The sequence below is a fragment of the Paenarthrobacter sp. NPDC089322 genome, assembly GCF_040684895.1.
Taxonomy (GTDB): domain Bacteria; phylum Actinomycetota; class Actinomycetes; order Actinomycetales; family Micrococcaceae; genus Arthrobacter.
The window spans coordinates 30,693-49,244 of sequence record NZ_JBFBGW010000006.1; the positions used below are offsets into that span (position 1 = coordinate 30,693).

The 18,552-nt window shown below is 64.0% G+C and carries 16 protein-coding genes and 2 tRNA genes; 11 read left to right on the plus strand and 7 right to left on the minus strand.

Features of this window, described 5'->3' with window-relative positions; genetic code table 11:
• Window positions 1–7 precede the first annotated feature (7 nt).
• Window positions 8–1,129 (plus strand): homoserine O-acetyltransferase, encoded by a 1,122-nt coding sequence (locus AB0N65_RS08455; protein ID WP_364160066.1) that lies wholly within the window; start codon window positions 8–10, stop codon window positions 1,127–1,129.
• A gap of 44 nt (window positions 1,130–1,173) precedes the next feature.
• Here the strand turns inward: AB0N65_RS08455 and AB0N65_RS08460 are convergent, their stop codons facing one another.
• Window positions 1,174–2,358: a winged helix DNA-binding domain-containing protein gene (locus AB0N65_RS08460; RefSeq protein ID WP_364160068.1), complete on the minus strand. Its 1,185-nt coding sequence runs from the start codon at window positions 2,356–2,358 to the stop codon at window positions 1,174–1,176.
• Window position 2,359: 1 nt separating this feature from the next.
• Window positions 2,360–3,196 (minus strand): SGNH/GDSL hydrolase family protein, encoded by an 837-nt coding sequence (locus tag AB0N65_RS08465; RefSeq protein WP_364160070.1) that lies wholly within the window; start codon window positions 3,194–3,196, stop codon window positions 2,360–2,362.
• A 77-nt stretch (window positions 3,197–3,273) separates the two neighbouring features.
• Between AB0N65_RS08465 and AB0N65_RS08470 the strand changes: the two genes are divergently transcribed.
• Window positions 3,274–3,921 (plus strand): phospholipase, encoded by a 648-nt coding sequence (locus AB0N65_RS08470; RefSeq protein WP_364160072.1) that lies wholly within the window; start codon window positions 3,274–3,276, stop codon window positions 3,919–3,921.
• Here the strand turns inward: AB0N65_RS08470 and AB0N65_RS08475 are convergent.
• Entirely contained in the window at window positions 3,918–4,145 is a 228-nt protein-coding gene (locus AB0N65_RS08475; protein ID WP_364160074.1) for an RNA-binding S4 domain-containing protein, read from the minus strand. The two genes, AB0N65_RS08470 and AB0N65_RS08475, sit on opposite strands and share 4 nt — an antisense overlap.
• Before the next feature lie 23 nt (window positions 4,146–4,168).
• On the opposite strand from AB0N65_RS08475, the gene AB0N65_RS08480 reads away from it, so the two are divergent.
• The 9 genes from AB0N65_RS08480 to AB0N65_RS08520 all read left to right on the plus strand — a co-directional run bounded on the left by AB0N65_RS08480 (window position 4,169) and on the right by AB0N65_RS08520 (window position 13,939).
• Window positions 4,169–5,170, plus strand: coding sequence for a DMT family transporter (locus AB0N65_RS08480; protein ID WP_364160076.1), 1,002 nt, complete (start codon window positions 4,169–4,171; stop codon window positions 5,168–5,170).
• Between the two features lie 78 nt (window positions 5,171–5,248).
• The gene (locus tag AB0N65_RS08485) at window positions 5,249–6,634 is read left to right on the plus strand and encodes a glycine--tRNA ligase (protein WP_364160078.1); all 1,386 of its coding nucleotides are present in this window, start codon (window positions 5,249–5,251) and stop codon (window positions 6,632–6,634) included.
• A 2-nt stretch (window positions 6,635–6,636) separates the two neighbouring features.
• Window positions 6,637–7,599, plus strand: coding sequence for a GNAT family N-acetyltransferase (locus AB0N65_RS08490; RefSeq protein WP_364160080.1), 963 nt, complete (start codon window positions 6,637–6,639; stop codon window positions 7,597–7,599).
• 35 nt (window positions 7,600–7,634) lie between these two features.
• Entirely contained in the window at window positions 7,635–9,107 is a 1,473-nt protein-coding gene (locus AB0N65_RS08495; RefSeq protein ID WP_364160082.1) for a YibE/F family protein, read from the plus strand.
• Between the two features lie 53 nt (window positions 9,108–9,160).
• Entirely contained in the window at window positions 9,161–10,342 is a 1,182-nt protein-coding gene (gene dusB, locus AB0N65_RS08500) for a tRNA dihydrouridine synthase DusB (protein WP_364160084.1), read from the plus strand.
• Between the two features lie 64 nt (window positions 10,343–10,406).
• The gene (locus AB0N65_RS08505) at window positions 10,407–11,723 is read left to right on the plus strand and encodes a deoxyguanosinetriphosphate triphosphohydrolase (RefSeq protein WP_364160086.1); all 1,317 of its coding nucleotides are present in this window, start codon (window positions 10,407–10,409) and stop codon (window positions 11,721–11,723) included.
• 16 nt (window positions 11,724–11,739) lie between these two features.
• Window positions 11,740–13,626, plus strand: coding sequence for a DNA primase (dnaG, locus tag AB0N65_RS08510; protein WP_364160088.1), 1,887 nt, complete (start codon window positions 11,740–11,742; stop codon window positions 13,624–13,626).
• Between the two features lie 51 nt (window positions 13,627–13,677).
• Window positions 13,678–13,750 (plus strand) — tRNA-Asn (locus AB0N65_RS08515).
• Between the two features lie 116 nt (window positions 13,751–13,866).
• Window positions 13,867–13,939: transfer RNA gene (locus AB0N65_RS08520), tRNA-Asn, on the plus strand.
• Window positions 13,940–13,988: 49 nt separating this feature from the next.
• Here the strand turns inward: AB0N65_RS08520 and AB0N65_RS08525 are convergent.
• The 4 genes from AB0N65_RS08525 to AB0N65_RS08540 form a co-directional block, all read right to left on the minus strand.
• Entirely contained in the window at window positions 13,989–14,396 is a 408-nt protein-coding gene (locus AB0N65_RS08525) for a hypothetical protein (RefSeq protein WP_364160090.1), read from the minus strand.
• A gap of 42 nt (window positions 14,397–14,438) precedes the next feature.
• On the minus strand, window positions 14,439–15,722 hold the full coding sequence (locus AB0N65_RS08530) for an alpha/beta hydrolase-fold protein (RefSeq protein ID WP_364160092.1): 1,284 nt from the start codon (window positions 15,720–15,722) through the stop codon (window positions 14,439–14,441).
• 33 nt (window positions 15,723–15,755) lie between these two features.
• On the minus strand, window positions 15,756–18,251 hold the full coding sequence (locus AB0N65_RS08535) for a DUF2156 domain-containing protein (protein WP_364160094.1): 2,496 nt from the start codon (window positions 18,249–18,251) through the stop codon (window positions 15,756–15,758).
• Window positions 18,252–18,357: 106 nt separating this feature from the next.
• On the minus strand, window positions 18,358–18,537 hold the full coding sequence (locus AB0N65_RS08540; RefSeq protein WP_364160096.1) for a glycine zipper domain-containing protein: 180 nt from the start codon (window positions 18,535–18,537) through the stop codon (window positions 18,358–18,360).
• Between the last annotated feature and the right edge of the window lie 15 nt (window positions 18,538–18,552).

Sequence of the window (18,552 nt, forward strand, 5' to 3'; positions counted from 1 at the left end):
CAAAGGAATGACCATTACTGCTACAGCACTCCCGAAATCGGGCGAAGAAGACGGAACGGTCAAGTTCGCCAGCGTGGGTCCGCTGGATCTTGAAGCCGGCGGATACCTCCCGAACGTTGTCCTGGCCTATGAAACCTGGGGGCGCCTGAACGCGGATGCGTCCAATGCGGTCCTCATCCAACACGCGCTAACCGGCAGCACCCACGTGGCGCGGGGAGCCACGGACGAAGAAGGCTGGTGGGAACAGCTCGTCGGGCCGGGCGCCACCATCGACACCAACAGGTTCTTCGTGGTTTCCATCAACATCGTTGGCGGCTGCTACGGCAGCACGGGTCCTTCGTCCGAAGCTCCGGATGGTCGCCCCTGGGGATCCCGGTTCCCGCTTATCACGCTCCGCGACAGCACCGCGGCCGAAGCGCGACTCGCGGACGCTTTGGGCATTCAGGCGTGGCACGCCGTCCTGGGCGGTTCCATGGGTGGTGCGCGAGCGCTGGAGTGGGCAGTCACCTTTCCGGAACGTGTCCGGCGTTGTGCCGTGATCTCCGTGGGGGCCTACAGCACGGCGGAACAGATCGCGTTCGCCCAATCGCAGACCCTCGCCATCCGTCAGGACCCGAATTTCAACAACGGCGATTACTACGGCGGACCTGCCCCGGAAGCAGGATTGGCATTGGCGCGCCGGATCGCCCACATCACCTACCGTTCGGCCCTGGAACTCGATTTCCGCTTCGGCCGCGAAGCGCAGCACCAGGAAACCCCGCTGGCCGCACCGGTCCTGGGGGAGCGGGGGCGCTACCAGGTGGAGAGCTACCTCGACCATCAAGGCACCAAACTGGTCCGCCGCTTTGATGCCAACAGCTACATCGCCATCACCGAGGCCTTGATGTCCCATGACGTCAGCCGCGGCCGGGGAACGCTGCGGGAGGCCCTGGCCCAAGCCACTGCCGAATTCTTCGTGGCGGCGGTGGATACGGACCGTCTGTACTTCCCCGCGCAATCCCGGGAACTCGCCGACAACCTTCCCGGCGATGTTTCGGTCCACCTGATCGAGGCCCCCATCGGACACGATGGCTTCCTGACCGAGATCGGGCAGTTGTCCGTCCAGCTTCGTGAGGCATTCTTCGCCTGACCAAGCCGTTGCCTGACCAAGCAGTAGGCAGTGATGCCTGGGCTTCACACCAACGTGGCCTGAATCCCCAGGAACCGCCCATAGCGTTCCACCTCGGCATCCAGCGCCTGCTGTTCGGGCGCCGTGGCAGCACGGTTCATGCGGACGTGCACTTCGCAGGCTCCTCCGGAGAAAGCGTGGCGCCACCAACCGGCCAATCTGCCATCAAGCAGGACCACATGCATGGGGCCGTTGTCCTCAGGGAAGTAGGGTGCCGTGCCGCCGAGGTAGTGCCGGGATTGCGAGTACCCCATGACGTACTCGTCGTAGCACTGGATGAGGTCCACCCGCGGGAGTGCCGGCTCCGGGTCGGCCGTCCGCGGGGTCCGGTCCAGCGCTTCAACCTCCTCGGCAGCAAGGTAAAAGTCAACGCCGTCAATGACCACCGGGGTCAAGGATCCTTCTGAAAGCCCATGGGCTGCCTCGAGACCGCGTCGCACATCCTTTTGGGTCAGTCCGGACCATGCCGCGCAGTCCTTCACGGTGGCAGGGCCACGGCTGCTGAAATAGCGCAAGGCGAGTCGGCCCAGTGCCGCATCGCGGTCATCGCCGGTCAAAGGGCCACCAGCGGCGTTGGGAACCCGTTCCTCAAACAACGCATAGCTTTGCTTGAGGGCCCCGCCGGCGGAACGAACAGGAGTGCCGCTCACCAGGATTCCGCTGATCTCGGCGTGCATCAGGTGGTAGATAAAGCCAAGTCCTTTGCTCGGGAACCCGGCTTGTCCCAACACCACGGCAAGTTCTTCGCGCGTCTTATGTGCACCGCCCGCCACCGCTTCGGCGAGGATCTTTCCGCTTCGCGCAGCAGCGTCCTCGTCCACGCCGGTCTGCCGGTACATGCCCTTGTTTCCCTGATGTAGGCGGTCTGCCGACAACGCCATCAGCCAGCCCAGGTCCTCCCGGTGCACAAAGTGCCAGGTGGGACGAAGAATATGCGTTCGCAGGACGGTGCCATCAGCGACGGCTTGCTCCACGTCCTGGGCCGTTGATCCGTACGTCCGCTGGGCGAGGGTCCAGCGGGCGTAGGCAAACTCCTGCGACTGGACTGCCAGGAGGTTCCGGAGCGCCGCGCCGGTGTCCGCCGCATGGGGAGCCCGCAATTGTTGTCGTCGCAAACGCAGTCCCACCACATCCTCAGGCTGCAGGCCCAAACCGGCATCCAAGGGCCGCCCACCCGGTGCGTGCGTCATGTCAGCCGCGGGGCAGCATGCTGCCGGTGGGTCCGAAGACGGGCCCCGGCGTCGGGCGTTTGGGCGTAATGCCGTCCCCTGAGGACTGGTGGCGCAGCCTCCTGATGACCCACGGGACAAAGTATTCACGCGCCCAGACCAGGTCCGAGGAGCGTGCCTCGCGCCACGTTCGCGGTGGCAGCGGCTTCGGCAGGAGCGGTTCCAGCGTGTGCTGGACGTTCAGGGCATCAAGCACCATCATGGCGATGGTGTGGTGGCCCAAGGGCGAGAAGTGCAGGCGGTCCTCGTCCCACATTTGCGGATCGGCCAACTGCCTGAGGGACCACATGTCGGCCACGATCGCGTCGTGGCGCGCGGCCACCGTCCTGAGGTTTTCGTTGTAGATGGCCACCTTGCCGCGTATCCGCCCGAGGACGGAGGACGCCGTGTCCGGTCCATTGAAGAGCACCACAGTGGCGCCGCCGGAGCCAAGTTCCTGAACGGCGGCGTCGAGCTTCTCTGCCAGCAAGTCCGGATCTCCGCCGGGGCGGATGAGGTCGTTGCCGCCGGCTGAGATGGACACGAGGTCGGGCTGGAGTTCCAAACAAGGGCCTACTTGCTCATCCACGATCTGTTGCAGCAACCGGCCCCGGATGGCGAGGTTGGCGTAGGCGAAGTCTTCGTGGCCCCTGCCGAGTTCTTCCGCGACGCGGTCCGCCCACCCGCGGAAGCCGCCGGGGTTTCGGGGCTCGGGATCACCGATGCCTTCCGTGAACGAATCACCCAGGGCCACGTAACGGCTCCACGGGTGCTTTTGGACCGGCTCGCCCGGTTTCACCAACGAATTGAAGTCACTCACGCTTCACATCCTGCCTCGTACCTGCGAACCTACGCCACCGTAGGTTGTTACTCATCGGTAACTGCAAGAATAGTCCCATGACTGAAGCCGTAGCATTCCCCGCGCCCGTTGTCCTCTGGTCCCATGACGAAGCCGATCGTGCGGGCAAGCCGCTGCTGGTCCTGCTCCACGGCTACGGCTCCAACGAGGACGATCTGTTCAGCCTCGCGGGTCTGCTTCCGGACGGCTTCGTCGTTGCTGCGCTCCGGGCGCCGATGCCGATGGGTCCCGGATTCACGTGGTTCCCGCTGACGGCGTCGATCGACTACTCGTTGGAGGCGGTGAAGCTCGCTGCCGAGTACGCCCTTGAATGGCTGGATACGGTGAAGGCCAACCACTCTTCAGTGACGCTGCTGGGGTTCTCCATGGGCATGGCCATGGCGACCACGATGCTGCGGTACCGGCCCGCTGACTTCGCCGCCGTCGTCGGGCTTTCAGGGTTCGTCGTCGACGCCGGTGCTGACGCTGCCTTCCGCGACTCGGAACTGGACGGTTCGGTCCCGATGTTCTGGGGCCGCGACCAGCAGGACCCCGTCATTACCCCCGACAAGATCGAGTACACCATGGGTTGGGTCCGCAAGCACGTGGACCTGACCAAAGTCCTTTACACAGGGATGTGGCACGGCATCAACCAGCAGGAAATCGGGCATGTGGGCGAATTCCTCACCCACAAAGTCCTCAGCTAGGCAGAGGCGATCCGTACTGTCCGGCCGTTGACGGTAACGGTGTCCCCGGCGTGAAGCTGCCGGCCACGGCGTTCCTCGATGTCGTCGTTGACCTTGACCAAGCCGTTCTTGATGAGCTCCGTGGCCTCAACGCCGTCCTCCACAAGGTTCGCCAGCTTCAGGACTTGGCCCAGGCGGATCATGTCGTCGCGGATGGGGATCTCTTCGATTTCGGGGTTGCTCATACAGCAATGATGCCTGAAGTAGTGTGGTGACAGTGCCGCAGCCCCAACGTTCCACCCTTCCGCTCGCCCTCGGGCTGCCTCTTGCCGTGGTCACCGGGCTGGTCCTGCCACTCCAAGGGCGCATCAACGGGGCGCTCGCGGTGGCCGTTGACGACGTCGTCACCGCCTCAGTGGTGAGCTTCACCACTGGACTGGTGGTGATCGCGATGATTTCGCTCCTGACGCCCAAGGGCCGCGCCGGACTGTGCAACATCCTTCCGGCGGTCCGCAACCGCAGCTTTCCGCCGTTCTACGTCATGGCCGGTGGAATCGGGGCGTTCTTTGTCTTTGCGCAGTCGTTCACGGTAGGTCTGCTGGGCGTTGCGGTCTTCACTGTAGCCACCGTGACCGGACAGACCCTCAGCGGATTGCTCGTGGACCGCCTGGGCCTCGGGCCCGGGGGCAAACGCTCCATCACCGGTATCCGGGTGATGGGAAGTGTCGCCACTGTCGCGGCCGTCGCCTGGGCTGTCTCCCCGCGTTTTGGTGGAACGCCCGACGCCGGTGCGTTGGTTCTGCCGGTCCTCTTGCCCCTGTTGGCGGGTTTCCTGATGAGCTTCCAGCAAGCCATGAACGGCACGGCCACGGTCCACTACGGCACGCCCCTCGCGGCTACGTTGGTGAATTTTCTGGCCGGCTCCGCCGTCCTGTGGGCAGCCTGGCTCATCAAGTCCGCGGTGGCAGGAACAGGGAAACCCCTGCCTGCTGAATGGTGGTACTACCTCGGCGGCCCCATGGGGTGCGTGGCCATTGGCCTCGCGGCCCTGCTGGTCCGAAGCCTCGGAGTCCTTATCACCGGCCTCGGCATGATCGCCGGGCAGCTGCTCGGCTCCCTGATGCTCGACATCGTGATCCCGGCGCCGGGTACTGTGGTGACCTTGCCCACGGTGTTGGGAACGTTGCTGACCCTCGTCGCGATCATTGCGGCCACCTTGCCGTGGCCGAAGGGGCCCTTGGCTGGGAGGTCGACCCTGAAAGGCCGGTAGGCTAGGACACGCAGCTTCCTGCACAGATCAACCCACCGCGGACCGCACCCAGCGGCCCTGTAGAAATATGGAGTACCCATGGCAGCAAAATCCGTCCTCGACCAGGTCATTTCCCTCTCCAAGCGGAGGGGTTTCGTGTTCCAGGCCGGTGAAATCTATGGTGGCTCGCGCTCTGCATGGGATTACGGTCCCCTCGGTGCGGAACTGAAGGAAAACATCAAGCGCCAGTGGTGGCAGAGCATGGTCCGCGGCCGCGAAGACGTGGTTGGCCTGGACTCCTCCGTCATCCTGCCCCGCCAGGTATGGGAAGCTTCCGGCCACGTCGAGGTGTTCTCCGACCCCCTGGTGGAATGCCTTTCCTGCCACAAGCGCTACCGCGCTGACCACCTCGAAGAAGAATACGAGGAAAAGAAGGGCCGCAAGGCTGAGAACGGCCTCGCCGACATCGCCTGCGCCAACTGCGGTACCCGCGGCCAGTGGACCGAGCCCCAGGAATTCTCGGGCCTCCTCAAGACGTTCCTTGGCCCGGTTGCCAGCGAGGAGGGGCTGCACTACCTCCGTCCGGAGACCGCCCAGGGCATCTTCGTGAACTTCAACAACGTTCTCACCACCTCCAGGAAGAAGCCGCCTTTCGGCATCGGCCAGATCGGCAAGTCCTTCCGCAACGAGATCACCCCCGGCAACTTCATCTTCCGCACCCGGGAATTCGAGCAGATGGAAATGGAGTTCTTCGTCGAGCCCGGCACGGATGAAGAATGGCACCAGTACTGGATGAACGAACGTATGTCCTGGTACACGGGCCTTGGCATCCGCGAAGAAAACCTGCGCTTCTTCGAGCACCCGTTGGAGAAGTTGAGCCACTACTCCAAGGGCACCACGGACATTGAGTACCGCTTCGGATTCCAGGGCTCGGAGTGGGGCGAGCTCGAAGGTATCGCAAACCGCACGGACTTCGACCTTTCAACACACGCCAAAGCCTCAGGCACTGACCTGAGCTACTTCAACCAGGCCACCAACGAGCGCTACACGCCGTACGTGATCGAGCCCGCCGCCGGCCTGACCCGTTCCTTCATGGCCTTCCTGATCGACTCCTACACGGAAGACGAGGCACCCAACGCCAAGGGCGGCGTCGATGTCCGTACGGTCCTGAAGCTGGATCCGCGACTGGCGCCGGTCAAGGCCGCCGTCCTGCCGCTGAGCCGCAACGAGGATTTGTCTCCGAAAGCCAAGGCGCTCGGCGCCCAGTTGCGCAAGAACTGGAACATCGACTTCGACGACGCCGGAGCCATTGGCCGCCGCTACCGTCGCCAGGACGAGATCGGCACCCCGTTCTGCATCACCGTGGACTTCGACACCCTCGAAGACCAGGCCGTGACCATCCGTGAGCGCGACACCATGAGCCAGGAGCGCGTCTCCCTGGACAAGGTTGAGGCCTACCTGGCAGCACGACTGATCGGCGCTTAGCCGTGGCGCTGGAATACCGCGAGTGGAAGGAGGGCGACGACCTCGCCCTCCTGGAGATCTGGGGCGACCCTGAAACCCTCCCCGCAGAGCAGTTCCGCGCAGCGTTGGCGCCGTCGGGCAACCAGCCGTGGCGCCGCTGCATCGTGGCCGAGGACGTCGTTGACGGCGTCCGCATTCCCGTGGCGGCCGGCGTAGTCCATGAGGCTTCGCTCCATCCGGAACGCCTCTGGGCGTACGTCGAAGTTGCCAAGGACCACCGGCGCAACGGAATCGGCGCGACCCTGCTGACCATGCTGCGACGCGAAGCCGGGAACTCGCCGTCGGGCGTTTCCAAGCTGCGCAGCAAAGTGGAGCCGGGTACGCCCGGCGCCGCCTTTGCCGAGGCGGCCGGGCTTGGTCCCATCCAACGGTCACAACTTGTGGTGGTCGCCCCGGAGCCGCTGAAGCTGCCGAGGTTCGGCGACGGCTCCGAGGAAGCCGCTTCCGAGCGTGTGGAGGACCTCGCCACGGGATCGGTGGAACTGAGCGACGTTGTGGGCCGCTACTATTCCGCTGTCCATCACTGGGACAGCCCCGGTGAGCTCAGCATTGCCACAGTCCAGAGGCTCTTCCTGCATGACCTCACCGGAGCGCATGGAGCCATTGTGCTGCGGGCACCGAGGGCCAGCGCGTTCGGCCAGGGCGTGCCGGCTTCCAAAAAGGGCAGGATCCAGGCGTTTGCGATCAGCTATGCGCATGGCGAATCCGACGAGCCCTCGGATGTGTTCCTGGGGCACGAGCCTCAGCTTTCGGGGGAGGAGGCGGAGTCCGCCGTCCGGGACCTGCTGGCACTCATTGCGTACCAGCATCCTGTGCTGCTGGAAGTGGATGAGTCCATGACCGCGCTGCGCAACGTCCTTGAGCCCTTGCTGGAATCAGGCAAGGCCCACGTCCGTGGTGCGGACACGCTGATTGTGAGCGACTGACCCGCGTAGGGTTGAGGCATGAGGTTTTGCGTCTGATGGGCCACGGTCACTCCCACGGTCATTCTGAAAGTTCCGAGCCGACTCCGCAGGCAATAGCCTCGCGCAAGAGGGCGAATTGGCTTTTAGCGGCGGTGCTTGTGCCGCTGGGTGTGTTGACGCTGGTGGCCATGATCGTCATGTGGCCCTCGGGCAGCCGGGAAGGGATTTCGTTCGCGAGTCCCTACCAGGCTGCTCCGGGGGTCACGTTCGACACCGGCAAGATCCAACGGGTGGTGCAGGAAAGCTGCACGCAGACGGGCCAGTCCGTACCCGGCCAAACGGACACAGGCCAGACAGGCTCGGAGTGCACCTTCGCCTTCACTGAACCGGACAACGGCGGGGAACCCGTCAAAGTGGTCATCAACCCCGACGTCGCGAAGTCCCATGGCGTGGATGTGGGCGACTCCATCCGCTACCTGAACCTTTCAGGAGTCCAAGGGGCGTCCCAGGGCAGCGGAGCGCCATCCTATGTCTTTGTCGACTTCGTGCGCAGCATGCCGATTGCCCTCCTGGCTGTGCTGTATGCGGCGGTGGTGATCGCGGTGGCGCGCTGGCGCGGCTTCCGTGCGCTGCTGGGCCTTGTTGGCGCCTACGTTGTGCTGGTCAGTTTCATCCTGCCCGGCCTTGTGGAGGGCAAGCCGCCACTGTTGCTGGCTTTGGTAGGGTCCACGGTGATCATGATCGGGGTCCTGTATTTCGCCCATGGATTCTCGGCACGGACATCCACGGCGCTGCTGGGAACCATTTTCGGCCTGGGAATTACTGCGTTGCTCGCGGCGTGGGCCACCGACGCCGCCAATTTGGCCGGTGTAGGGGACCATGACGCCTCCACCTTGGTGAACATGTCGGGGAATATCTCGATCTCCGGCATCATCCTGTGCGGCCTCATCATCTCCGGTCTAGGTGTGCTGAACGACGTCACAATTACCCAGTCCTCCGCTGTCTGGGAACTGTACGAGCTCGCGCCGAACACGAGTGCGCGCAAGCTTTTCTCCTCGGCCATGCGGATCGGCCGGGACCACATCGCCTCCACCGTTTACACGATCGCCTTCGCGTATGCCGGTGCTGCCCTGCCCATCCTGATCATCGTGATGCTTTACGACCGGCCGCTCGCTGAAGCCCTGACGAGCGCGGAGTTGTCCGAAGAAGTCATCCGGACACTCGTTGGTTCCATAGGCCTCGTCCTTGCGATCCCCGTAACAACATTGATTGCCGTGCTGGTGGTCAAGGCGACCGGAGTGAAGAAGGCAGCGCCGATTTCCTCCGTGAATCCTGACGACGTAGAGGACACCGGCGCGCTGGCTGCAGCTGCCGCCGTCGTAAGTTCCGATCGCTTGGGTGCCGGCAGCGAAGAAAGGCTCGACGGGGGCGAGTCGCCACGCGCGGGCGGCAAGCCGGCCCGCCCGGGGAGCCGACGCGCCCAACGGGAAGCCGAGCGCCGTGGGGACGGGGTGGACCCCGCACCCTAGCGGCCCCGTCCACGCCCAACGGCCGATTTGCCCCGATTTGCGACAATGGATGGGTGACTGTTGTAGCAACGCCTCCTACTCCCAAGCTTGAGCTCCCGCCTTTGAAGCTTGGCGGGATCACCGTGGACACCCCGGTGATCCTTGCTCCCATGGCAGGGATTACCAACTCGGCCTTCCGCAGGCTCTGCCGTGAATACGGTGGCGGCTTGTATGTGGCCGAGATGGTGACATCGCGGGCCCTCGTGGAGCGGACGCCCGAGTCACTGCGGATCATTTCGCACGACGACGACGAGAAAGTCCGCTCCGTGCAGCTTTACGGAGTCGACCCCAAGACCGTGGGCGCCGCCGTCCGCATGCTTGTTGAGGAAGACCGCGCGGACCACATCGACCTCAATTTCGGCTGCCCCGTGCCCAAGGTCACCCGCCGGGGCGGAGGTTCCGCGCTGCCGTGGAAGATCGACCTTTTCACATCGATCGTGCAGACCGCCGTGAAGGAAGCGTCCAAGGGCGGGATCCCGCTCACCATCAAGATGCGCAAGGGCATCGACGACGATCATTTGACCTACCTTGACGCCGGCCGGATTGCCCGCGATGCCGGTGTTGCCGCCGTCGCACTCCACGGCCGGACGGCTGCGCAGTTCTATTCAGGCCAGGCCGATTGGTCATCGATCGCCCGCCTTCGCGAGGCTTTGCCGGACATCCCGGTGCTGGGCAACGGCGACATCTGGTCCGCGGAGGACGCGGTCCGTATGGTCCGGGAAACCGGCGTGGACGGCGTGGTGGTGGGCCGCGGCTGCCAGGGCCGGCCGTGGCTGTTCGGAGACCTCCAGGCAGCGTTTGAAGGCAGCGAAAAGCGCCACCGTCCGGGTCTTCGGGAAGTCGCCGAGGGCGTCTACCGGCATGCGGAGCTCATGGTTGAGACGTTTGGCAATGACGAATACAAGGCGCTCCGGGAGATCCGCAAGCACATGGCCTGGTACTTCAAGGGTTATGTGGTGGGCGGGGAGTTGCGTGCCAGGCTGGCAACCGTGCCCACCCTCGAAGTCCTGCGGGAACTCCTGGACGAGCTGGACATGGACCTGCCCTATCCGGGCGTGGACTCGGAAGGACCCCGCGGCCGCGCAGGCTCCCCGAAGCGCCCTGCCCTGCCGAAGGACTGGCTGGACAGCCGCCGGCTGAACGCTGAGCAGAGCGCGGACATTGCGGCAGCAGAGCTGGACGTTTCGGGCGGCTAGCCTCACACGTGCAAGACTGGCTCAAGAGGCACCACACGACGGCGCTTGAAGGAGGCAGACACCCATGGGAACAGAAGCGACGCTGGGCCGTCCGGACACGGCGCACGACTACGTGCTGGCGATTCCCGGCTACACCGAAGCGGATTCGGCGCGGTGGGTCGAAGAGCCGCGCAAGAACACCTACCGCTCCGACTTTGAACGGGACCGGGCTAGGGTCCTGCACTCGTCCGCCTTGCGCAGGCTTGGCGCAAAGACCCAGGTTGTAGCCCCGGATACGGACGACTTTGTGCGGACGCGGTTGACTCACAGCCTGGAGGTCGCCCAAGTGGGCCGGGAACTCGGCCGCTCACTGGGCTGCGACCCCGATGTTGTTGACACGGCCTGCTTGAGCCACGACCTCGGCCACCCTCCTTTCGGACACAACGGAGAGTCGGCGCTCAACGAGGTTGCCCACGCCATCGGCGGTTTCGAAGGCAACGCCCAAACCTTGCGGCTGCTCACGCGCCTCGAGCCCAAGGTTTTCACCACCGATGGCAGGCCCGCCGGCCTGAACCTGACCCGTGCGAGCCTGGATGCGGCCTCCAAATACCCGTGGTCGGCGGTCGATGCCCCCGTGATCCACGGCCACCGCACCAGCAAGTTCGGCGCCTACGAGGACGACCTTCCCGTGTTCGAATGGCTCCGCGAGGGTGCTCCCGGCAACCGCTCCTGCATCGAGGCGCAAGTCATGGACCTTGCCGACGACATCTCGTACTCGGTCCATGATGTGGAAGACGCGATCGTCGCCGGCCATTTCCAGCTTAAGTGGATGGAAAACCCCGATCATCGTGCACGCGTTGTGGGGTACACCAAGCAGTGGTACCTCCCGCACAACGATCCCGCGGAGATTGACGCTGCGCTGGCCCGCCTGGAAGCGACAAAGGTGTGGGTCCGCGAGGCGGATGGCAGCCGGAAATCCATGGCCGCGCTGAAGGACATGACCAGCCAATTGATCGGCCGGTTCTGCCAAAGCGCGATGGAGACCACCAGGGACCATTTCGGCCCGGCCAACCTGACCCGCTACGGGGCAGAGTTGATGGTGCCGGAAGAGACTGTGACGGAAATCGCGGTCCTGAAGGGCCTCGCCACCACCTTTGTGATCTCCACCGATCACCGGCAACCGGTCTATGAGCGCCAGCGTGAAGTGCTCCACGCTCTTGTGGGCGTCCTGAACGCCACGGGCGACCGGCATCTGGAGCCGATGTTCGCCGCTGACTGGCGTGCCGCCGTCGACGATTCCGCCCGGCTCCGCGTGGTCATAGACCAGGTGGCCTCCCTCACTGACGGCTCCGCGCTGGCAATGTATGAGCGTTTGGTGGGGAGCCTGCCGTCGCTGTGGTAGGCACTAGGATGGTCACGTGGCTGGCTTGATCAAACGTGAAGATATCGACGAAGTTCGTCAGCGCACGGATATCAAGGAAGTCGTTGACGGTTACGTCACGCTGAAAAGCGCCGGCTTGGGCAGCTTCAAAGGCCTCTGTCCTTTCCACGATGAGCGAAGCCCGTCGTTCACTGTCCGGCCCCAGGTGGGCAGGTACCACTGCTTCGGCTGTGGTGAGGACGGCGATGCCATTTCCTTCATCCAGAAAATGGACCACAGCTCCTTCCACGAGGCTGTCGAGAAGCTGGCCGCGAGGATCGGTTATGAGCTGCGGTACGAGGACGGCGGTACCGGCCCGAGCCGGGAGGAAGTCGGCAAGCGACAGCGGCTCCTGGATGCCCACAAAATCGCCGATGAGTTCTTCCGCGCCCAGCTTCTGACGCCGGGCGCCGCGGAGGGGCGCAACTTCCTGGATGGCCGCGGTTTCGACCGCGCTGCCGCGGAACACTTCGGCGTCGGTTACGCGCCTCAAGGCTGGGACTCGCTCCTGAAGCAGTTGCGGGGACGCGGCTTCACGGATGCTGAGTTGAAGCTCACCGGAATGTTTTCCGCCGGGGGACCCGGAAACCAGCAGAGGATCTACGACCGTTTCCGCGGCAGGCTGATCTGGCCCATCCGTGACATCGCCGGGGACACCATCGGGTTTGGCGCCCGCAAACTTTACGAGGAAGACCAGGGACCCAAGTACCTGAATACCCCCGAAACCACGCTCTACAAGAAGTCGCAGGTCCTCTACGGCATCGATATCGCCAAGAGGAATATCGCCAAGGACCGCCAACTGGTGGTCGTGGAGGGGTACACGGACGTCATGGCGTGCCACCTGGCAGGAGTCACGACGGCGGTAGCCACCTGTGGTACGGCGTTTGGCACCGAACACATCAAGATTGCGCGACGGCTGCTTTCCGACGACGGCACCGGGGGAGAGGTGGTCTTCACGTTCGATGGCGACGCTGCCGGACAGAAGGCCGCGTTGCGGGCCTTCGAGGAAGACCAGCGTTTCACGGCCCAGACCTATGTGGCTGTGGAGCCCACGGGCGCCGATCCGTGTGATCTTCGCCAACTCAAGGGCGACGCCGCGGTGCGCGAGCTAATCCAAAGCCGGAAGCCACTGTTTGAATTCGCCATCCGTGCCTCCCTTCGAAAGCACAACCTGGACACCGTGGAAGGGCGTGTTGCCGCGTTGCGTGAAGCTTCGCCTGTGGTGGCGCAGATCCGCGATTCCGGCCTCCGCCCTGCCTACACCCGTGAGCTTGCGGGTTGGCTGGGGATGCCCATCGAGGAAGTGAGCCGGTACGTCGGCGCTGCAGCCAAGCGAGCCGCTTCCGGCGGCCAGGCCGAACAACCCACGACGACGGCGGCAGCACCGCCGTCGAACGGCCCGGCTTTTCATCGTCCCGACCCGCGCGATCCTGTGGCGGGGATGGAGCGCCAGGCCCTCGAAGTCGTCCTGCAGGAGCCCGCAGTGCTGGGTGGAGTGGCTTGGGAACGATTCGAGGTGTCCCACTTCGCAACGCCCGCCTATGCTGCGGTCCACGCCGCCATACGGGCTACCGGTTTGGCCCAGGCAGCCGACCCTGTGGCGTGGGTGGAACAGATCCGGCAGGAAGTCCCCGAACCGCTTCGGCCGCTGGTATCGGAGCTGGCGGTGACACCCTTGCCAGCCAGCACGCCGGAAGCGATGCAGCGGTACTGCAGGGACATCCTGGCGCGGTTGTTCGAATTGCAGATCACGCGGATCAAGGCGGACAAAATGGGCCAGCTGCAGCGCCTTGATGCTGCGGCGTATCCGGAAGAAGTCCAGCGTCTGCACCGTGAACTCATGGAGCTCGAGATACAGCGCAGGTCCCTGCGCATGGAGGCCTGAGGCTCGATTTCGTTTTCCGGCGGGACCCTGTTAAGCTGGTTACCGCTTCAATCCTCCGTAGCTCAATTGGCAGAGCATTCGACTGTTAATCGAAGGGTTACTGGTTCAAGTCCAGTCGGAGGAGCGCACAATTCCCCCGTTCCGATCTTGCGGAACGGGGGAATTTTTTATACCCCCTGGGGGTATCGCTCCCGATTTCGCATTCGGGGTAAACCTTTGCTAAAGTCATAACCGCTTCATTCCTCCGTAGCTCAATTGGCAGAGCATTCGACTGTTAATCGAAGGGTTACTGGTTCAAGTCCAGTCGGAGGAGCGAGAGGACCCCGTACCGGCCAACAGGCTTGGTGCGGGGTCCATTTTCTTTAGACGAAATCCATCTCCACTTGCAGGAACCGCGCTGCCTCTGCCACGGCTGAGAGGAAGGCTTCCTGCTCGGTGGGCGGCGTCCGGGGTTCGCGTGGATGCCACTCGTGCGGTGCGGAGTACACGCGCGTGAAACCGCCGCCGGGAGGGGCGTAGAAAATTCCGAAGCGCTGTACCGGCCACTCCGGGGAAGTCTCGGGGGCCACCAACAGCGCTGCATCAGCCTCGGGGTTATACCATTGTGCGATCGGCCTGCGGCGGTCGTCCGTGAAAAGGCCGGCTGCGTAGAGCGCCGCGGATTGCGGACTGGTTACGGAGCACAGCCTGTCCCACCACAGCGGCAGGATGCGCTCATCCCGACGCTGCCAGGGTGCCGGAAGCGGCTGCAGCTCTTGCCAATGTGGCACATCTCAACTTTATCGCCGGCGGCGTGCCGGCAACAGGGCTGCCTATCGGGACAGGCCCAGCCGCGGGTAGAGCACGTCGAACCCCTTGGTCAGTCCTGCGTTGAGGGCGATGCCCACATGGCCGCCATTGGGCACTTCGTAGTAGGTCACTGTCATTCCGGATTCCCGGGCAGCCGCGGACACAGCCTTCGCGGCGGCAACATAGGTAACGTCGTCCGAGCCCACCGTGAAGACAGCGGTAGTGTCCGGGAACTGCTTGCCTCTCATGATGTTGATCGGCTTCTGGGCATCGTACGCTGCCTGGTTGCCGCCGAAAATCTCTTTGAGGTTGCCGGCGGGATCCTCCGCCCCCGGGAATTCTTCACCGGAGATATCCACCACGTTGCCCCACATGGTGGGGTACTTTGCGGCGAACGAAATGGCGCATTGACCGCCATTCGAGTATCCGGCAATGGTCCAGTGCTCACGGTCGGGAAGGATGTTCAGGTTGGCTTTCGCCCAGTTCACGACGTCCACGTTGATGTACTTCTCCACGTTTCCGTACTTGGGGGTGTCCAGGCAGAGATTGTCGTTTTCATCGGGACCGATCTGGTCGGCCACGATGGCTATCGGCGCCAGCCCGTTGTTCTTCGCTGCGAATTCATCCAAGGCGGTGGAGACGTACTGGGGGTCCGGAAGCCCTGGCTGTCCCATCATCAGGACATAGAGGGGCAGGTGCGGCGGGTTCTCCGTAAGGGCTGCCGGTGGCAGGTAGATCCCGGCTGGACGGGCGTTGAAGCCGGATTCGGTGGCCGGGATGACCTGTGTGCCCACCTCGCCCTTGGCCGGCATGTTTGCCGGCGGTTTCCAGTGCTGCCAGAGGGGTCCGGCCGGAACGGAAGCGTCCGGATCCGGTTTGCTCAACTGGATGGCTCCTTCTGTGGAGATTCCCAACGCCGAACCCAGTGTCTTGTTGAGGCCGAACTCCGTGTTGATGCCCAGCGCTGTCACCAGGAGGAACACGGGGATGGACAGGGCAGCCACGACTTTCCGCCAGCGGGGACTGTGGCGGAAGCTGACCACGGACAGGCCCAAGGCCCCGAAGCCGGTGATCGCCCAGAACCACACGCGGGGAGTCAATCCAACGTGGAAGACATCCATGACGTCTTCCACGAGCCAGACGATCAGCCAACCCAGCAAAGCGGCTACGGCTATACCCGTGACGGCGGTGACCACCCAACGGGCGGACGGCCGCAGGAACAGCAAGAGGAAGACCCCGGCGCCGATGGCAACAGCGATGGTCATCACCAAGGGGCCGCTGATCTCAAGTTTCAGGAGTTCGTTCATGACCGCGGCGTGCCGTTCATGGCTCCACCGCCGTCATGCGGGCTCCCTGGCCACCATTTGCCGGAGCAAACCAGCGCTTTGTGCCGGAGACAATCCCGGAAGGTAGGCCGAGCCAACAGCCAGGCCGATAGACGGCAGCGCCAAGGGATCCTGATAGTACATGTACAGCGTGCGGTGCTCGGGCTGGAAACGTGATTTGAAGGCCGCCAGCGACTTGAAGCCGTACATGGGTTCCAAAGCGTTCCCCAGCATCGCCAGGACCCGGTCCAAGGCAGTGTGGTCGCCGTCGCCCGGGTCATTGCCGGCGTTCGCCAGCGGGGAGCCTGACAAGGAGATCTGTGGCACGTCGTCTTTGAAGTGGTTGACGGCAGATGCGATCAGGAATTCCATGACGCCCTTGAACCCCGTGGTCCGGCGGCGCATGAAATCCAGGGTCCACCCGGACACGGTGCCGTCGGTGAAGACCGGCAGCCAGCTCGTGACGCCATGGACCAAGCCCTCATCGTCCACTGCCACGCAGCAAAGGACCTCGGGATCCTTCAGTTCGTCCAAGCCGCCCAAAGTGAAGCCCATCTCCGGGAGTGCTTTGTCCGCCACCCACTCCTCGGAGATTTCGGCCAACTGGGCCCTGATCCCGGGCGGCATCTGGGAGTAGTGGTACCACTGATCCCTGATGGACAATTTTTCCGCCCTGTTCAGGGCGGTCCGGACGTTTTGCCATTCCTTTCCCTTGAACGTCATGGAGTGGACATTGAGGAGGGTTTCCTCGGCTACCTCCAGCTTGCGGAAACCGCGGGGGAGGAGCGCCGTATCCAGCTCCGCCGTTGCTGAGTAGAAGCAAGGCGTCAGGCCGAGGGCGGCACAGTGGGCCACGAAACCTGTTGCTGCCTGCTCCAGGTGCCCTGCCGCGCCGAACGGCCCTGCCACAGTGATCGCCACGCCGTTGTGTACCTGGTAGGCAACGCCGGCTTTCCTGTCCGGGGTGAACCAGTAGTGGTTGTTATCCCAGAGGACCATCCAGGACAAAGTCCCGCCGCCATCATGCAGGAGTTCACGGGCGTGTCCCAAGTCCGCTGCCGGGTCCTTCGCCAGGGTCCGGAACCGCTGGTAGTTGTTCAGGACCAGCAAGAGGATGCAGAGCCAGATGGCGTCGCCACCCAGTCCGTACAACACCGTGCTCAGCAAACCCTGGGGGAGTTCCACCACGAAGGGAACAGGGAAGGGAATCAGGATGTGCGTCAGTTGGCCGGCGAGATCCCACAACGACGAACGGGTGGAGTTGCCCTCGAGGAACCAGAAGAGTACGTAAAGTGCCACGGCGGTTGCCGCGAGGACGACGGTAGTCCTCCCCAGGACGCGGTACCCGGCGTCGCTGGATTCGACATGGAACTTGTGCCGGTTGGCCACAAGCAACGCCACAATGATCAGGGGTGCGAGGACCGCAGGCACGGCATATAGCCACAGGTATCCCAGGTCGTCTTCGCCCACGTTCACCTCCGGGTCCGTCAGGTATTGGAGGATCGACAGGACGGTCACCACCGCCAGGTACACCTGGACGACGAGCGTGAGGCGATATGCCAGGCGGCGGCCACGGCGGAGCCCCTCGGCGCACACCAGGAGCAGCAACACAGGGATCAGCGTGAGGATAGTGGCCCCGAAACTTTGCACACCCACCACACCCTGCAGCGTGATGCAGCTCTTATCGTTATCGCACGCTTCCTGGACTTCATCAGCCCCGGGACTGGCCTGCAGCATGACCTCGGAAACTACTGACAGCGGACCGATGTCCAAGGTCCCTGTGAGCTGGGTGAGGAGTGGACCGACAGCGAAGACCCCCACCACTGTGCCCACCAGAAAGCGCGTTTCGCGAAGACTTGAGGAGTGAAGGGACCCGGCCGGCCGCCGGAGGACCCAAGCGCGGACGGCCCACCCCGCGAGGATGCCGATCACGGCGCCCGCAAGGGCCTGAAGTGTTTGGGCGACGCCCACGAACAGGGCGAACATGAGCGTTGCGGCCAGCAGCCACGTCCGCAAGCGACGGCGCCACAGCGACTCAAGTGCCGCCGTCGAGCATCCCAAGGCCGCAGCCGCGCCGCCGTAAGCGCCGACAACGTATTCGCCACCGAGGAAACTGAGCCATTGGTCGCTGTTGTCGGTGCCGAAGGTCACCAACGCCACCACGACCAGGGCGCTCAGTGCCGAGCCCAAAACGAACGCTGCCAACGCTAGCCAGGGACCAATGGTGCGCTCGGCGATCCCGACACCCACCACGACCACCACACTGCAGGCCAGATAGTCCACAAGGGACGTCGAAAAAAACGCCGAAGTGAACACCGACCACCACGGACCGGGTTCGACGGCCAGTCCCAGGCCCACCTGCTCCAGAAGGGGTTCGGGCGGGCCCGCGAGCAGGCTCGCCGTCGCCGCTCCAATGAGCCACAGGAACACGGCGAGTCCCACTGTCAGCGGTACTCGTCGAAGCGCCCCCAAGCCGCCGGCGTTTCCCCTTAGTCCCACAGCCGCACTCATGTGATGTCCCCTTCACCGGTGAAGCACGGGTTACCCCGGCTGGCCACCATTCTGCCTTGCCCGACGCCGGAAGGGGAGGGTTTTCGGGTGGGAACGGACGCCGGGGTCAGTCCCTGTTCCAGGGCCCGGGGTTCACCCGGTACAGCACGGCAGCACCAATGACGGCCCCAAGCAGGGCCCCGAACACAGCACTTCCGGCGGCTCGGCCTATGAGCGCCCCGACGACGGCGCCAAGCAAGGCGCCGAGGAAAAGTCCCCTGCCATTGCGGTGCGGTTTCCTGGTCATGATGACAGCCTACGG

What these genes read in the sequence shown, in the direction of transcription:
- AB0N65_RS08455 (WP_364160066.1), top strand. Translation starts at nt 8, where the DNA reads ATGACCATTACTGCTACAGCACTCCCGAAATCGGGCGAAGAAGACGGA.
- AB0N65_RS08460 (WP_364160068.1), bottom strand. Translation starts at nt 2,358, where the DNA reads ATGACGCACGCACCGGGTGGGCGGCCCTTGGATGCCGGTTTGGGCCTG.
- AB0N65_RS08470 (WP_364160072.1), top strand. Translation starts at nt 3,274, where the DNA reads ATGACTGAAGCCGTAGCATTCCCCGCGCCCGTTGTCCTCTGGTCCCAT.
- AB0N65_RS08475 (WP_364160074.1), bottom strand. Translation starts at nt 4,145, where the DNA reads ATGAGCAACCCCGAAATCGAAGAGATCCCCATCCGCGACGACATGATC.
- AB0N65_RS08485 (WP_364160078.1), top strand. Translation starts at nt 5,249, where the DNA reads ATGGCAGCAAAATCCGTCCTCGACCAGGTCATTTCCCTCTCCAAGCGG.
- AB0N65_RS08495 (WP_364160082.1), top strand. Translation starts at nt 7,635, where the DNA reads ATGGGCCACGGTCACTCCCACGGTCATTCTGAAAGTTCCGAGCCGACT.
- AB0N65_RS08505 (WP_364160086.1), top strand. Translation starts at nt 10,407, where the DNA reads ATGGGAACAGAAGCGACGCTGGGCCGTCCGGACACGGCGCACGACTAC.
- AB0N65_RS08530 (WP_364160092.1), bottom strand. Translation starts at nt 15,722, where the DNA reads ATGAACGAACTCCTGAAACTTGAGATCAGCGGCCCCTTGGTGATGACC.
- AB0N65_RS08535 (WP_364160094.1), bottom strand. Translation starts at nt 18,251, where the DNA reads ATGAGTGCGGCTGTGGGACTAAGGGGAAACGCCGGCGGCTTGGGGGCG.
- AB0N65_RS08540 (WP_364160096.1), bottom strand. Translation starts at nt 18,537, where the DNA reads ATGACCAGGAAACCGCACCGCAATGGCAGGGGACTTTTCCTCGGCGCC.